Raw genomic sequence first — 15,957 nt, 5'->3', positions numbered from 1 at the left:
CGTCGCGGATGGTCGAGAGCCGGTGGGCGATGATGAAACTCGTTCGATCCCGACGCAACTCGGCCATGGCCTGCTGGATAAGCAGCTCGGTTCGGGTGTCCACCGAGCTCGTCGCCTCGTCGAGGACCAGCAGGCCGGGCTTGGCCAGTACCGCGCGCGCGATCGTGATCAGCTGCTTCTCACCGGCGCTGATGGTGCCGCCGTCGTCGCTGACGCGAGTCTGGTAGCCGTCGGGCAGCATGTGCACGAACCGGTCGACGTACGCGGCCTTGGCCGCCGCGATCACCTCGTCCTCCGAGGCGTCGGGCCTGCCGTAGGCGATGTTCTCGAATATGGTGCCGCCGAAAAGCCAGGTGTCCTGCAGCACCATCCCGATCCGGGACCGCAGCGAATCCCGGCTGACCGTCGAGATGTCCACGCCGTCAACCAGAATCCGGCCGGAGTCGACGTCGTAGAACCGCATCAGCAGATTCACCAGCGTCGTCTTGCCCGCTCCGGTCGGCCCCACGATCGCGACCGTGCTGCCGGGTTCGGCGATCAGCGACAGGTCGCGGATCACCGGGGTCTCAGGGCGGTAGCCGAACGTGACGTTCTCGAACTCGACCCGGCCCGCCTGGCCGACGGGAAGCGGCAGCTGCGCCGGGGGATCGGGTGTCTCCTCGTCCGCGTCGAGCAGGTCGAAGACCCGCTCCGCGCTGGCCACACCCGACTGCAGGGTGTTGTACATGCCCGCCACCTGTGTGAGCGGCTGGTTGAACTGGCGGACGTACTGGATGAACGCCTGGATGCTGCCGAGCGTGATCTGACCGGTCGCCACCTGCAAACCACCCACGACGGCCACCGCGACGTAGCTGAGGTTGCCGATGAACGTGGTGGCGGGCCCGACGAGGCCGGAGAAGAACTGCGCGCCGAAGGCGGAGTTGTAGACGGCGTCGTTGCACTCGCGGAACCGCTCCTGGGCTGCAGCGCGGTGACCGAAGGTCTTGACGACGGTGAAGCCGCTGTAGGTCTCCTCGATGTGCGCGTTGAGCCGTCCGGTGTTCGCCCACTGCGCGACAAACAGGCGCTGCGACCGGCGCGCGATCCAGCGCGTCGCCCACAATGACAGAGGCACGGTCACCACGGTCAGCAGCGTCAGAAGCGGCGAGATGGTCAGCATCATCACCAGCACCGAGAGGACCGTCAGAACCGACGTCAACAGCTGGCTGATCGTCATCGACAGCGACTGCTGAATGTTGTCGACGTCGTTGGTCACCCGGCTGAGCACCTCGCCGCGTTGGCGGGAGTCGAAGTACGACAGCGGCATTCGGTGAACTTTGTCCTCGACGTCGGAGCGCAGCGTCGCCATGGTGCGTTGCACCGCGACGTTGAGCAGCCTGGCCTGCAACCACACCAGCAGCGCGGCAACGAGATACAGGCCCAGCGCGAGCAGCAGGGTGCGACCGACCGCGCCGAAGTCGACGCCGCGACCGGGCACCACGTTCATCCCCGACAGCAGATCGGCGAACGTGCTGTCGCCGCGGGCGCGGGCGGCGTCGATGGCCTGCTCCTTGGTCAGCCCCGCAGGTAGCTGGCGGCCGACCACACCGTTGAACAGAAGATCCGTGGCGTGCCCCAGGATTCGCGGACCGATCACGCTGATCGCGATACCGCCGACGCCCAGGAGGATCACCGCCGCGGTCGGACCGCGCTGGGGTGTCAACCGCTTGACCAAGCGGATCGCCGATCCGGTGAAGTCGCGCGAGCGCTGGGTGGGCGCCTGCACCATGCCGCGGATCGGCCGGGCCATCGGGGCGCTCACTGCGCGTCACCCACCCTCGCGAGCGACTGCGAGTCCGCGAACTCGGCGTACTCCGGGCAGTCCGCGAACAGGGTCTCGTGGGTGCCGATCCCGACGACGCGGCCGTCATCGATGACGACAATCTGATCCGCCTGCATGACGGTCGAGATGCGTTGCGCGACAACGATCACCGTCGCCTCCGCCGACACCTCCTGCAACGCGGCACGCACTCGCGCGTCGGTGTGGACATCGAGCGCCGAGAACGCATCGTCGAACAGATACACCGCGGGCCTGCGGATCACCGCGCGGGCGATCGCCAACCGCTGCCGCTGTCCGCCCGAGAAGTTCGCGCCGCCCTGCGCAACCCGCATGTCGAGGCCGTCGGCATGCGCACGCACGAAATCGTCGGCGGCGGCCACCCGCAGGGCCTCCCACATCTGTTCCTCGGTGGCCACCTGTCCCGGGGCCATACCGAACTGCAGATTGTCGGCGATCGTGCCCGAGAACAGGTATCCGCGCTGCGGCACCAGCCCGAGCACCGACCACAGCTGCTCGGGGTCGTAGTCGCGCACGTCGACGCCGTCGACTTGCACCGAACCGCTCGTCGGGTCGTACATCCGGCAGATCAGCGACACCAGAGTCGACTTGCCCGACCCCGTGGAGCCGACCACCGCGGTCGTCGTGCCGGGGAGTGCGGTCAGCGAAACATCCTGCAGGACGGGGCGTTCGGCGCCCGGATAGCAGAATGTCGCGGCGTCCAGCCGGATCTCACCGCGGATCCTCGACGGTCGCACCGGGCGTTCGGGGCTGACGATCTGCGGTGTGGTCGACAGCACCTCCGAGATGCGCTCGGCGCACACCGACGCTCGCGGAATGATGACGAGGACGAACGTCGCCAGCAGGACCGCCATCAGGATCTGCATGAAGTAGGCCAGGAACGCGATCAGCGAGCCAACCTGCATCTGCCCGGCATCGATGCGCAGCCCACCGAACCAGATCAGCGCCACGCTCGACACGTTGATGACCAACGTCGTGGTGGGCAGCATCAGCGCCTGCCATCGGCCGGCCTCGACTGCGGTGTCGGCCAGCGCGTAATTGGCGTCGGCGAACCGGGCGCGTTCGAACGGTTCCCTGGCGAATGCGCGGATCACCCGTAAACCGGAGAGCTGGTCGCGCATCACCCGGTTGAAGCCGTCGACGAGGCGCTGCATGCGGCGGAAGATCGGCAGCAGGTGGCGGGTGATCCAGTAGTTGGACAGGGCCAGGAGCGGCACGCTGACCAACAGCAGCCAGGACAGCCCGGCGTCCTGGTGCACGGCCATGAAGATGCCGCCGATCGACATGATCGGCGCGGTGACCAGCATCGTGCACGTCAGCTGCACCAGCAGCTGGATCTGCTGCACATCGTTGGTGGTGCGGGTGAGCAGCGACGGCGCACCGAACCGCGCGGTGTCCTCGGCCGAGAACCCGGTCACGTGGTTGAATACCGCCGCCCGCAGGTCGCGGCCGACCCCCATGCCCGCTCGCGACCCGAAGTACACCGCGCCGACCGCGCACACCACCTGCAGCGCCGTGACGGCGAGCATGACACCGCCCAATTCGACGATCCTGCGCAGGTTCCCGGCCGCGACGCCGTCGTCGATGATCGCGGCGTTGACCGTCGGCAGGTACAGCGAGGCGAGCGTGCTGACCAACTGGAGCGTGGCGACGGTGGCAAGCAGCGCCCGGTATGGCCGCGCGTACTGTCGCAGCAGCGCCCATAACATCCCGCTACTGTCGCACATCCGATATATGAGCTGGTCAACCGGCATGTCGGTGGTTGACCCCAAGAGCGGCCGCTACAGTGCATGGCGTGACTCACAGCACGCGCATGACCCGCTGCCTGGCCGTCGCGGCCGCCGTGGTCATCCCGCTGTCCGCCGCATGCTCGGATTCCGAGCCCACCGGCCCGCAGGTGCCCGAGGACAACCCGACGCCGGCTGCAGACGCGTCGCACGGCCCGTTCTTCCCCGAATGCGGGGGCATCAACGACGCGGAGGTCATGAAACTGACCCGCGTGCCGGGGCTGGTGGCCACCGCCAAGAACTCGGTCGGATGCCAGTGGTTGGCCGGCGGCAGCATCCTCGGCCCGCACTTCTCGTTCAGCTGGTTCCGCGGAAGCCCCATCGGCCGCGAGCGCAAGACCGAGGAACTGTCCCGCACCAGCGTCGAGGACATCAACATCGAGGGCCACGATGGCTTCATCGCCGTCGGCGACGACCCGCTCCTGGGCACGAACCTGTGCGAGATCGGCATCCAGTTCGACGACGACTTCATCGAGTGGTCGGTCAGCTTCGCCAGCAAGCCGTTCCCGGAACCCTGCGACGTCGCCAAGGAACTGACCCGTCAATCGATTGTGAATTCCGAATGACAACCGCCTTCGCTCGTCGGCTGGGTGCCGGCCTCATCGCTGTGCTGGCCGTGCTGTCGCTGCTCACCGGTTGCACGCAGACCGTCGAGGGCACCGCGGCCAAGTCGGGTTCGGGAGGTGGCGGCCCGCGCAACCAGGACTCCGAGCGGCAATACCCGAACCTGCTCAAAGAGTGCGAGGTGCTGACCGAGGACATCCTCGCCGAAACCGTGGGCGCCGACCCCCTCGACATCCAGAGCACGTTCGTCGGCGCGGTGTGTCGCTGGCAGGCGGCCAACCCGCAGGGTCTGGTGGACATTACCCGGTTCTGGTTCGAGCAGGGCAGCCTCGACAACGAGCGCGAAGTGGCCCAGAAGCTCAACTATCAGATCGAGAACCGTTCGGTAGCCGGCATCGAGTCGATCGTGATGCGCCCGAACGACCCGAACGGCGCGTGCGGCGTGGCCAGTGACGCGGCGGGTGTCGTCGGATGGTGGATCAATCCGCAGTCGCCGGGGATCGACGCCTGCAAGATGGCGCTGAAGTTGATGGAGCTGACGCTCGCCACCCGTGCGTGACGCCTACCGCGGTACGTGGAAGGTGACCAGCGAAGCGCCGTCGAGCGCGAGTCCCTCCCACGTCTCGCCGGTACGCAACACCGCGATCGACGACGTCGGATATTTCATCGAGATCTGTTCGGCCGCAGCGATGTTGCTGCCTTCCGCGGTGGACAGCCCGAGTGCGACGTTCGACATCGCCGGTTCGTGACCGATCACCAATAGCGTCTGCACTTCGAAGTCGAAGTGCGACGGCACCCGGTTGATCTCGTCAATCACCGTGCCCGGCGTCGCGTCGTAGAGGCGGTCGAGGTAGCGGACCGGCGCGGCGATCCGGGTGCGTGCCAGCGTCTCGCGGGTGCGGGTGGCGGTCGAACACAGCACGGCGTCGACGGCGGGGGCGTGGGCGCGTAACCAGTCACCGGCCAACCCCGCCTCGCGCAAACCCCGCGGCGCCAGCGGACGGTCGTGGTCGCCGACACCCGCCGGATAGTCCGACTTGGCGTGTCGGAGCAACAGCAGCGTGCGAAACCGGTCGGTCACCGGACTAACGGTAAGGCATGCCGCCGCACCTCCCGGGACTTGTCGGGGTGCCGCCCTACACTCGCGGTGCCCGGCAAACACATGAACGGAAGGAGCGCGCTGAGATGCGATTCGTGCATACCGCCGACTGGCAACTCGGCATGACGCGGTACTTCCTGAATGGCGAGGCGCAGCCCCGTTATTCGGCCGCGCGACGCGACGCGGTGGTCGAGGTGGGGCGGGTGGCGGCCGACGCCGGCGCGGAGTTCATCGTCGTCGCCGGCGACGTTTTCGAGCACAACCAACTCGCGCCCAGAGATGTCAGCCTGTCGCTCGAAGCCATGCGCGCCATCGGCGTTCCCGTGTACCTGCTGCCCGGCAACCACGACCCGCTCGACGCGTCCTCGGTCTACACCAGCCCGCTGTTCCTCGCCGAGTGCCCTGAGAACGTGTCGGTCCTGGACCGCGCCGGTGTGCACGAGGTACGGCCCGGACTGGAACTGGTGGCGGCGCCGTGGACCTCGAAGGCGCCGTCGTCGGACCCCGTGGCCGGCGTGCTCGAGGATCTGCCCGCCGACGGGGTGACACGCATCGTCGTCGGCCACGGCGGCGTGGACATCTTCGTACCCGACAAGGACCGCGCTTCGCTGATCCGTCTGGCCGCGCTGGAGGCGGCCGTCAACCGGGGCGCCGTGCACTATGTAGCGCTGGGCGACAAGCACTCTCGGATGCAGGTCGGTGCCACGGGACGGATTTGGTATTCCGGGTCGCCGGAGGTCACCAACTACGACGACATTGAGGTCGACTCCGGGCACGTACTGGTCGTCGACATCGACGAGACCGATCCGGCGCATCCGGTGAACGTCGAACCGCGCAAGGTGGGCCGCTGGCGGTTCGTCACGCTGCGCCGCGGCGTGGACAGCGACCGGGACGTCGCCGACCTCGACATCAACCTCGATCTGTTGCCGGACAAGGAACGTATCGTCGTGCGTCTCGCGTTGACGGGATCGCTGACGGTCACCGACAAGGCCGCGCTCGACGCGTGCCTGGACAAGTACGCCCGGCTCTTCGCCGCGCTGCGGGTGGACGAGAAACAGAGCGAGATCGCGGTCATCCCCGCCGACGGCGAGTTCGACGACCTCGGTATCGGCGGCTTCGCCGCATCGGCCGTCGACGAACTGGTCGCCACCGCACGGTCGGACGGTGAGGCGGCCGAGGACGCGCGTGCCGCCCTGGCGCTGCTTCTGCGGCTGTCGGATCGGGGTGTGGCGTGAAACTGCACCGCCTGGTCCTGACCAACTACCGCGGAATCACGCACCGCGAGATCGAGTTTCCCGATCGCGGAGTGGTGATCGTCAGCGGCGCCAACGAGATCGGCAAGTCCTCGATGATCGAGGCGCTCGACCTGTTGATCGAGGCCAAGGACCGGTCGGGGAAGAAAGAGGTCAAAGAGGTCAAGCCGACACACGCCGACGTCGGCGCCGAGGTGGAGGCCGAGATCTCCACGGGCCCATACCGATTCGTGTACCGCAAGCGGTTCCACAAGCGCTTCTCGACCGAGCTGACGATCCTCGAGCCGCGGCGCCAGCAGTTCACCGGTGACGAGGCGCACGACCGGGTGCGGGCCATGCTCGACGAGACCGTCGACACCTGCCTGTGGCAGGCGCAGCGGGTACTGCAGTCGGGGTCCACCGCGGCCGTGGATTTGTCCGGATGTGACGCGCTGTCCCGCGCACTCGACGTGGCCGCCGGTGAGGCGGTGGCGCTCTCGGGTGCCGAACCGCTGTTGGTCGACCGCGTCGAAGAGGAATACCTGCGCTACTTCACCCGCACCGGAAGGCCCACCGGGGAGTGGGCGGCCGCCGCCAACCGGTTGCGAGCGGCCGAGGACGCGTTGGCCGAGGCCGCGGCGTCCGTCGCGGAGGTCGACGAGGCGGTGCGCAGGCACACCAACCTCACCGACGAGCTGGACAGGTTGACGGCCCAACGCTCGGCCGCGGCCGAACAGGTCGCCGACGCGCAGAAGGCCGCCGAAGAGGTCGCCGGGCTGAAGGGGCAGCTCAAGGAAGCGGAGCTGGTCGCCGCGGCCGCTCAGGCCAACCACGACACGTCGCGCACCGCGGTCGACGAGCGCAGGCGGTTGCGTGCCGACATCGAGCAGCGGGCCGCCGCGATGGCCGAGCTCGAAACCGCCGCCACCCAGGCCAGCGACGATCACACGACCGCGGTCGAGGTGGCTGAGCTCGCCGAGACCGCCGCCGAACAGGCGCGAAATGCATTGGAGGCCACGCAGTCTCGCGTCGAAGCGGCGCGAGGAACCGTGCAACGGCTCGCCGACCGCGATGAGGCGGACCGGATCGCCGCGCAACTGTCGAAGATCGAGACCGCTGAACGGGAACTCGAGCGCGTGCAGGGCGACCTCGCGCAGATCCGGTTGACCGGCGAGGGTATGCGCGCGATCGAGTCGGCCAAGGCGACCGTCGACGCCGTGACGGCACAGGTCGAGTTGGCTTCGGCGCACATCGAATTGGTCGCGAGCGCCGACGTCGAGGTGCGCGTCGCTGGCGAGACGGTCAGGCTCGGTGCGGGGGAGGCGTGGACCGCCAGCGTCAGCGCCGAAACCGCGATCGAGGTACCGAACCTGCTCACCGCTCGGCTGCTGCCCGGTGCGCCGGCCTCCCAAACGCAGGCCAAACTCGATGCCGCACAAGGGGTTCTCGCGTCGGCGCTGACGGACTGCGGCGTCGCCGACGTAGCCGAGGCGCGCACCCTCGATCAGCGGCGCCAACAGCTGGTGACGACCCGGGATCGGCTGAGCGCGACCGTCGAGGCGCTGACGGGTGACCGGTCGGCGGATCGGCTCAGGCAACGTCTTGCCGAGCTCACCGCGCGTCAGCCGGCGGTCACAGAGCTGTTCGAGGTCGACTCCGATGCCGCCCGCGCCGAGCTCGACGCCGCGACGGCCGCCCAGAAGCAGGCGATCGCCGAGTGCGAGAAGCATCGCAAGGTCGCCGAGGAGGCGGCTAAGCGTTTGGGGGAGAGCGATACTCGGGCGACGGTGCTGCGCGAGAAGCTGACCGGTGCCCAGTCGGAGCTCGCACTGGCCCGCGAACGGTTGGAGGGTCAGCGGGCCACCGTGGGCGACGACGAGTTGGCGCTGCGGGCGCAGGCGCACGCCGAGGAGGCGCAGCGGGCCGCAGCACTGGTCGCCGAGCTGAGCGAGGAACTGACCCGCGCGGCGCCCGACGCCGTGGCCGCGACGCTCCAGGAGGCCATGCGCCGCGCCGAGGCCTTGTCGGCGAGCCGCGACGACGTGGTCGAGGAGCTTCGCGAGGTCGGTGCGCGGCTGAAGGTGTATGGGACCGAAGGCCGCAAGGGCAAGCTCGATGACGCCGAGACCGAGCGTGAGCACGCGCTCGACGAGTACACGAGGGTTCAGCGCCGTGCGAGGGCAGCGGAGCTGCTGCGGTCGGTGATCGCACGGCATCGCGAATCCACCCGCTCACGCTACGTCGATCCGTTCCGTGGTGAAGTGGAGCGGTTGGGCCGCATGGTGTTCGGCGACAGCTTCGAGGTGGAGGTCGACAGTGCGCTGCGGATCTGCACCCGCACGCTGTCCGGCCGCACGGTGCCCTACGACTCACTCTCGGGTGGGGCCAAGGAGCAACTGGGCATCGTGGCACGGCTGGCGGGGGCGGCGCTGGTGGCCAAGGAGGACACCGTACCGGTGGTCATCGACGACGCGCTCGGGTTCACCGACCCCGACCGCCTGGTCAAGATGGGTGCGGTGTTCAACGCGGTCGGCGGCGACGGGCAGGTGATCGTGCTGACGTGCAGCCCGCAGAGGTACGCGGCCGTCGACGGCGCCGAACACATCGCGCTGACGGCGTAACCGGCTGTGGCGGCGGCGCCGGCCCCGGCGACGCTGACGAGTTTCGGACGGATTTCCGACACCGCCCGTTTGTCCGCCCCGAAAAACCTAGACTCCGGCGGATGGAAGCCGACTACGTCGTCGTGGGAACGGGCTCCGCCGGGTCGGTGGTGGCGGCCCGCCTGAGCGAGAATCCGTCCGTCCGGGTCGTCGCGCTGGAAGCGGGTCCCCACGACAAGGACAAGTTCATCCGCATCCCCGCGGGCTTCGTCAAGCTGTTCCGCAGCCCGGTGGACTGGGACTATCTGACCGAACCGCAGAAGGAGCTCGACGGCCGCGAAATCTATTGGCCGCGGGGCAAAATGGTCGGCGGTTCGTCGTCGATGAACGCGATGATGTGGGTGCGCGGATTCGCCGCGGACTACGACGAGTGGGGCGAGGCGGCCGGTGACCAGTGGGACTATGCGCATCTCGAGCCATACCTGCGCAAGATCGAAGCGGGGCCGCTGTCCATCAGCAAGCAGCGCAGTCCGCGCAGTTCCACCGCCAAATGGCTGGCCGCTGCCGAACAGTGTGGCTACCGCATCGAAAAGCCGAACCAGGCTGCACCCGAAGGCTTTTGCGAGACACTGGTCACCCAGCGCCGCGGTGCGCGATGGAGCGCGGCCGACGCCTATCTCAAACCGGCCCTCAAGCGCGCAAACCTGACGCTCGAAACGGACGCGTTGGCGACCAGGGTGGTGTTCGACGGCCGCCGCGCGGTCGGCGTCGAGATCGAGCAGAACGGCACCCGTCGCGTCGTCAAGGCCCGGCGCGAAGTGGTGTTGTGCGGCGGTGCCATCAACAGCCCGCAGCTGCTGATGCTGTCGGGCATCGGCGATGGCGAACGGCTGGCCGAGCACGGCATTTCGACGCTGGTCCACACCCCGGACGTCGGCGCCAACCTGGCTGACCACTTCATCGCGGCGCTCGGCTTCGATGTTCCGAACGACAGCCTCTTCGCCGCCGAGAAGCCGCTTCAGCTGCTGAACTACCTGCTGCGGCGCCGTGGGATGCTCACCTCGAACGTGGGGGAGGCCTACGGTTTCGTTCGGAGCCGTCCGGATCTCGCACTGCCCGATCTCGAACTGATCTTCGCCCCTGCCCCGTTCTTCGAGGAGGGCATCGGCGATCCCTACGACAACCACGCCGTCGTGCTCGGGACGATCCTGCTCAAGCCGCAGAGCAGCGGCACCATCGAACTGCGTTCGGCCGACCCGAGAGACAAGCCGATCATCGACCCGCGGTATCTGACCGATCCCGGCGGCGTCGACCGGGCCGCCGTGATGGCCGGTCTGCGCGTTTGCGCGACGATCTCGCAGGCGCCCGCTCTCGAGGGCGTCATCGGCAAAATCGCGAGGCCGCTCGACTCGGCGGCCCTCGACGACGAGACGCTCGAACGCGCGCTGGCCACGTTCTCGCACACGCTGTATCACCCGGTGGGGACGTGCCGAATGGGGCGCGATGACGCCAGCGTGGTCGACCCGCAACTGCGCGTGCGCGGCGTCGAGGCCTTGCGGGTCGCGGACGCCTCGGTGATGCCGGCGATCATCCGCGGACACACCCATGCGCCCAGCGTGCTGATCGGGGAGAAGGCCGCCGAACTGCTGCGCACGTGAGCGGTGCCAAGATGGAGGCCATGGTCGAGCGCGACCGCGACGAAGCCGGGCGTCCCCGCAACACCCGCCCCCGCGACGAGCTGGGGCGGCCGCTGCCCCACGGCAGCGAGGGCGTCGCGCGGATCCCCGACGACCTCGACCTACCACCGGCCGAGACCGTCGTCTACGCGCAGGAGCTTCTCGACAAGGGGATGGCGTTTCACGCGCACGAGGTGTTCGAGGCCGCATGGAAGAACCGCCCACCGGACGAACGCGTGCTCTGGCAGAGCCTCGCCCAACTGGCCGTCGGCATCACGCACGTCCAGCGCGGAAACACGAAGGGCGCGCTCGGGGTGTTGAGCCGGGCGCGCGCCGGCCTCGCCGACGGCGGCTTGGCCCCGCACGGCGTCGACGTCCGTGGTCTTGCCGACTACGCCGAAACGTTGATCGACGACCTCGAAGCCGGGGTGGTGACCGCCCCGGAGCGACTGCGGCCGCGCCTGACTACCGACTAGCTCACCGACTGCAACCGCTGCGCCGGTGCGAACGTGACATCGCCGAGCCCGAGGTGCTCGCGCAGCGTGTCGCCGGTGTATTCGGTGCGGAACAATCCGCGCCGCTGCAGTTCGGGGACGACCGCGTCGACGAAGTCGTTGAAGGTGCCCGGCGTCTGCGCCGCCGACACCATGAACCCGTCGGCCTCACCGGCGGTGAACGACTCCTCGATCTGATCGGCGACTTGCTCCGCGGTGCCGACGAATTGCGGAAGCAACACACCCTGGGCGTACCACTTGCCGATATCGCGCAGGGTCAGGTTGTCGCGGTTGGCGACCCGTCGCGCCGTATCGAACAAGCCCTGCGTTCCGGTCACCTGAACGTCTTCGACCGGGGCATCGAGGTCGTAGACCGAGAAGTCGTGGTCGGTGTGCACCGACAGCGTGATGAGCCCGGAGATCGGATCGGCCAACTCGTTGTGGAACGCCTGCTTCTCGCGGGCGATCGACTCGGTCTCGCCGATGAACGGGATGAACGCCGGGAAGATCAGCACCTTGTCCGGATCGCGGCCGAAATCGGTGGCGCGCGACTTGATGTCGTCGTAGTAAGCCCGCCTGCCCTCGGGTGTGGGGTCGATCTCGAAGATGGCCTCCGCCCACCGCGCGGCGAAGTCCTTGCCGGTGTTCGACGAGCCGGCCTGAATCAGCACCGGCCTGCCCTGCGGTGAGCGCGGCACGTTCAGCGGGCCGCGCGTTTTGAAGAACCGGCCGTCGTGCTCGACGGCGTGCACTCGCGACGGGTCGGCGAAGACGCCCTCCTTCTTGTCGAGAACCAGCGCATCGGACTCCCAACTCGTCCACAAATCCAGGGCGGTGCGGACGAACTCGTCGGCGCGCTCATAGCGGAGCTCGTGGTCGAGATGGTCGTCGTGGCCGAAGTTCTGCGCCTCGCTCTGCGTCAGCGACGTGACGATGTTCCACGCTACCCGGCCGCGGGTGATGTGGTCGAGGCTGGCGAAGATGCGAGCCAGCTCGTAAGGGTGAAAGTAAGTGGCGGACTTGGTGATCGCGACGCCCAGCTTGGACGTCACCGCACCGATGCTGGCCGCGACGATCGACGGATCCAACGTCGCCGTCGCCTGGGTGCCGCGGCGCAACGGTTCGGTGATGTCCTCGCCGAAGCGGATCGGCGCGGCGAGCAGGTCGGCGAAGAACACGAAGTCGAACTTGCCGCGCTCGAGAATGCGCCCGATGCGGTGGTAGTACTCCGGCGTGGTGAACCCGGTGTCGCTGGCGGGATGACGCCACGCCGCATGCGAATGGGTGACCTGCGAAGCGATCTGGAAACCGCCAAGGTGTAGTTGTCGCGACATGGAGCCTCCTCAAAACGCGATTCGTGCGTGAAAACGATCGTTGAGCGATCGAAATCACGCACAAATCGCTTGGGTGGGTGGGGTCAGAAGTACGCGTTCGACGGAATCGGGGTGTTGTGCAGCAGGTTCTGCCCGATCACTCTGGCCTTGTAGACGACCGGGTTGTGCAACGTGATCGTGCGGATGTTGCGCCAATGCCGGTCCAGGTTGCGCTTCCGGCTGGCGGCGCTGGCCCCGCCGAGTTCGAGCAACCGCGTCGCGGCCTCGGGCGCCACCTGGTCCAGGTGCACCTTCACCTTCGCGACCTTCAACTGGGCCTCGGAGGCGAGGTCGGCATCCGGGACGCCGTCGACCTCGGACGCCGTCGCGGCGCCGATCGCGGCGGCCGCGTCGAGCACCGAGGCCCTGGCGATGTAGGCCGTGCTCGCCAACTCACCAAGCAGCTTCTGGTACAGCGGATCGTCGCTGGGCCGCTCGGTCAGCGCGTGGCTGAAGCTGCGGTCGCGGGAACGCAGCAGCGCGACACCGTCGTCGACGACGGACTCGAGGATGCCCGCCACCACCGCGTGGATGAACAGCTGCAGCGAGGCGTACTGGACCGTCGGCACCGGATCGGCGTCGTAGGGCGTGTCGCTGAGCACCTCATCCGCCGCGACCGCGACATCGGTGAAGACGGTCGTACCCGTGCCGGTGCGGCGTTGGCCGAAGCCGTCCCAGTCGTCGATGATGCGGACACCTTCGCGATCGGCGGGCACCACCACGTTCGCGACGGAGTCGTGGTCGGTCGTCGCCGTCACGGTGAGGTAGTCGGAGAACAACGTCCCTGTGCTGTAGAACTTCTCGCCGTCGAGGCGGTACCCGCCCGGGTTGGCGGGGTCGGGCAGCAGCCGGGTCTTGAACACCAGGCTGCCGACGGCCAGCGAGCCCTTCTCGCTGAACGCGTTGCCGAAGACCTTGCCCGCGGCGACCTTCTCCAGCCACGCCTGCGATGTCGGCAGATCGGCCGTGCGCAGCCGTTCCTCGACGAACCAGAAGTGGGTGCGGAAGATGTGCGCGACGATCGGGTCGGCGTGCGCAACGTCGATCACGGCGGAAAACAGCTGCGGCACGGTGAATCCCGCGCCACCGGCGCCGGGCGGCAGCCGCAGGGTTCCGAAGCCGGCGTTCTTCAGCGCGGCGACCGCGTCGAAGGGGTTTTCGTCGTTGAGGTCTCGGTCGCTGGCGCCTTCGGCGATGCGGGCGAGCAGCTGTGTCCACTCCGGTGTTCCCGGAAGTGCGCGTGTGGGGAGATCGGCCGTTGTCATGGCGTTTGTTCTACCGACGGCCCGCACCGCGAACACTGCTTTGGCTCACCGAGAGCCTAAGGCCTTACGGTGCTCAGTCCGCCAGCGCCAGGACTTCGTCGAACCCTTCGACCAAGCACCGATGAAAGAGGTCGTAATCGGGTATCGCGCCGGTGTCGACGTTCAGGCCGAGATGACAGGTGTCGGCATAGGTCAACAACGTCACGTTGACGGCCGCGCCGATGGTCGGGCCGAATGCGTACTGAGCGGTGACCGGTGCACCGCCGAGGTACACCGTCACGGGGATGCCTGGGACGTCGCTCGCGACGAAGTCCACGTGGCGCAGGATCGAGCCGATGTACCAGCGAGGCATGATATTGAGCACCGCGGCGATCGTCTGAGTGTGAGGAATCGAACGCTCGTGACGAACTCCGTTTGTCCGGGAGTGGATTTCGCGCATCCGCTGTGCGGGATCGGCAAGCCCGGCGGGGACGTCGAACCGCATCAACGTTATCCGGTTGCCGCCCATCTCCTCTCCCGAGGTCCGCAGGTTGATCGGCATGGTCAGGTGAAGCTCGTCGATGACGACACCGTGCTCTTCGTGGTAGCGACGCAAACCGCCGGCGACTCCGGCGACGAAGGCATCGTTGAGCGCGCAGTCACACCGGTGCGCCGCCTCGCGGAGGCGATGCAGTGAGACGTCGTGCACGCCGAGCCGGCGGACGAGGCTCCGCTCGGTGATCAAGGGTGACCCCGTGCTGTTCACCGGGCGCACCGTGCGGTAGACCGACGCGGCCGTCGCCGTTGCCGCACCCAGCGTCGCGAGGGGGCTTCGAATCCCTCGTTGGAGCCACTTAGGAGCCGACTTGACCGCGGAACTCACGGCCGAGCCGGCCACCCCTGCGTTGTAGCGCAGCGCATCACGGTAGCCGCCGAGCCACGAGTCGGTGGGAGGGGGAGGCGGGACTTCGGGCGAGGGTGGGTCGTCTTCCGGGTGCGGTTCGAGGTCGAACAAGATCATGCCGATCTGGATGCCACCGACGCCGTCGGTCAACGCGTGGTGGAACCGGCACACCACCGCCGCCGCACCGTTCGTCAAACCGTCGATCAGCGTGACTTCCCAGAGTGGACGGGCCCTGTCGAAGTCGGCCATCTCCGCCAGTCGGGCCATCTCCAGCACGGTGTCCACGGTCCCGGGATCCGGAGCGGTCACCCGCCGCATGTGAAAGTCGAGGTCGAAGTCGGGGGCCGGCTCCCATCGCGGCGGCGCCGGCGGCGGCGAGGGCACGACTCGTTGCCGCAGCATCGGCAGCATGCGGCTCATCCGGTCGAACCGGCCGCGCAACTGGGTCCAGTCCGGAACTGCGTCGAGCAGAATCACCGTCACCACGGTCGATCTCAACCGCGGGTCCGTCTCCATCGCCCAGATCGGCGTCAAGCTCGAGCTGGACGTCCGCCCGGCGGCCGGCTTCTTCACCGACTACGTCACCGTCGGCAACTTCGACATTGCCCAGTTCTCGTGGAGCGGCGACGCTTTCCCGCTCGCGAGCCTGACCCAGATCTATCGGACCGGAGCCGAGAGCAACTTCGGCAAGATCAGCAGCCCGGAGATCGACGAGAAGATCGAGCAGACCGTCGGCGAGCTGGATCCCGCGAAGGCCCGGCAGCTGGCCAACGAGCTGGACAAGATGCTGTTCGACGAGGTGTTCAGCCTGCCGTTGACCCAATCGCCCGGAAACATCGCGGTGCGAAGCAATCTGGCGAACTACGGGGCCTTCGGCCTGGCCGACGCGGACTACACGAAGATCGGCTTCATGAAGCCGTAACGCCTCGGCGTCTCAGGACCTTCGTCGACACCTTCGGGGGCTTAGGTCCTTTCCTGGGAGCAGGAGCTTCGTGCGGCTGACGTGCAGCCGTAGCGTGGGTGCGGGAGCCGACGATGACTGCATTCATGCGCAATACAGACGCCTTCACCTGGGCGATGGAGACGGACCCGCGGTTGAGATCGACCGTGGTGACGGTGATTCTGCTCGACGCAGTTCCGGACTGGA

At 67.9% G+C, this 15,957-nt stretch carries 12 protein-coding genes and 1 pseudogene; 7 read left to right on the top strand and 6 right to left on the bottom strand.

Going from position 1 to position 15,957, the window contains the following annotated elements:
* Both A5698_RS01425 and A5698_RS01420 read right to left on the bottom strand, forming a co-directional pair.
* The coding region (locus A5698_RS01425; RefSeq protein WP_068292331.1) for an ABC transporter ATP-binding protein at positions 1 to 1,789 on the bottom strand (1,789 nt) is incomplete at its 3' end.
* 8 nt (positions 1,790 to 1,797) lie between these two features.
* Positions 1,798 to 3,546 (bottom strand): ABC transporter ATP-binding protein, encoded by a 1,749-nt coding sequence (locus tag A5698_RS01420; protein ID WP_068292327.1) that lies wholly within the window; start codon positions 3,544 to 3,546, stop codon positions 1,798 to 1,800.
* A 104-nt stretch (positions 3,547 to 3,650) separates the two neighbouring features.
* Between A5698_RS01420 and A5698_RS01415 the strand changes: the two genes are divergently transcribed.
* Together A5698_RS01415 and A5698_RS01410 are read left to right on the top strand one after the other, a co-directional pair.
* Entirely contained in the window at positions 3,651 to 4,190 is a 540-nt protein-coding gene (locus A5698_RS01415) for a DUF3558 domain-containing protein (protein WP_156670568.1), read from the top strand.
* Positions 4,187 to 4,747, top strand: coding sequence for a DUF3558 domain-containing protein (locus A5698_RS01410; protein ID WP_067088601.1), 561 nt, complete (start codon positions 4,187 to 4,189; stop codon positions 4,745 to 4,747). The genes A5698_RS01415 and A5698_RS01410 overlap by 4 nt, the downstream gene beginning before the upstream one ends.
* A 3-nt stretch (positions 4,748 to 4,750) precedes the next feature.
* On the opposite strand, the gene A5698_RS01405 is transcribed toward A5698_RS01410, so the two are convergent.
* Positions 4,751 to 5,269, bottom strand: coding sequence for a SixA phosphatase family protein (locus A5698_RS01405; protein ID WP_068292322.1), 519 nt, complete (start codon positions 5,267 to 5,269; stop codon positions 4,751 to 4,753).
* A gap of 104 nt (positions 5,270 to 5,373) precedes the next feature.
* Between A5698_RS01405 and A5698_RS01400 the strand changes: the two genes are divergently transcribed.
* The 4 genes from A5698_RS01400 (at position 5,374) to A5698_RS01385 (ending at position 11,271) form a co-directional block, all read left to right on the top strand.
* Positions 5,374 to 6,522: a metallophosphoesterase family protein gene (locus A5698_RS01400; RefSeq protein ID WP_068292319.1), complete on the top strand. Its 1,149-nt coding sequence runs from the start codon at positions 5,374 to 5,376 to the stop codon at positions 6,520 to 6,522.
* On the top strand, positions 6,519 to 9,140 hold the full coding sequence (locus A5698_RS01395; RefSeq protein ID WP_068292316.1) for an AAA family ATPase: 2,622 nt from the start codon (positions 6,519 to 6,521) through the stop codon (positions 9,138 to 9,140). Before A5698_RS01400 ends, A5698_RS01395 begins: the two co-directional genes overlap by 4 nt.
* A 101-nt stretch (positions 9,141 to 9,241) precedes the next feature.
* The gene (locus A5698_RS01390; protein WP_068292306.1) at positions 9,242 to 10,777 is read left to right on the top strand and encodes a GMC family oxidoreductase; all 1,536 of its coding nucleotides are present in this window, start codon (positions 9,242 to 9,244) and stop codon (positions 10,775 to 10,777) included.
* Between the two features lie 20 nt (positions 10,778 to 10,797).
* The gene (locus A5698_RS01385) at positions 10,798 to 11,271 is read left to right on the top strand and encodes a DUF309 domain-containing protein (RefSeq protein WP_068292334.1); all 474 of its coding nucleotides are present in this window, start codon (positions 10,798 to 10,800) and stop codon (positions 11,269 to 11,271) included.
* Here the strand turns inward: A5698_RS01385 and A5698_RS01380 are convergent.
* The 3 genes from A5698_RS01380 to A5698_RS01370 all read right to left on the bottom strand — a co-directional run bounded on the left by A5698_RS01380 (position 11,268) and on the right by A5698_RS01370 (position 15,326).
* Positions 11,268 to 12,623, bottom strand: a complete 1,356-nt coding sequence (locus A5698_RS01380; RefSeq protein ID WP_068292303.1) for an LLM class flavin-dependent oxidoreductase — start codon at positions 12,621 to 12,623, stop codon at positions 11,268 to 11,270. The genes A5698_RS01385 and A5698_RS01380 overlap by 4 nt on opposite strands.
* Positions 12,624 to 12,706: 83 nt before the next feature.
* A complete protein-coding gene (locus tag A5698_RS01375) occupies positions 12,707 to 13,927 on the bottom strand; it encodes an acyl-CoA dehydrogenase family protein (protein ID WP_068292300.1) in 1,221 nt (406 codons plus the stop codon).
* Positions 13,928 to 14,000: 73 nt separating this feature from the next.
* Positions 14,001 to 15,326, bottom strand: a complete 1,326-nt coding sequence (locus A5698_RS01370; protein WP_068292297.1) for a wax ester/triacylglycerol synthase domain-containing protein — start codon at positions 15,324 to 15,326, stop codon at positions 14,001 to 14,003.
* On the opposite strand from A5698_RS01370, the pseudogene A5698_RS01365 reads away from it, so the two are divergent.
* Positions 15,322 to 15,732: pseudogene (locus A5698_RS01365) on the top strand (ABC transporter family substrate-binding protein); the annotation flags it as partial. The gene A5698_RS01370 and the pseudogene A5698_RS01365 overlap by 5 nt on opposite strands.
* Between the last annotated feature and the right edge of the window lie 225 nt (positions 15,733 to 15,957).

Origin of the sequence: Mycobacterium sp. E136 (assembly GCF_001666865.1) — a bacterium.
Lineage (GTDB): Bacteria > Actinomycetota > Actinomycetes > Mycobacteriales > Mycobacteriaceae > Mycobacterium.
Note: the sequence above shows the minus strand (reverse complement) of the source record. Positions and strands in the feature narration are given on the sequence as shown.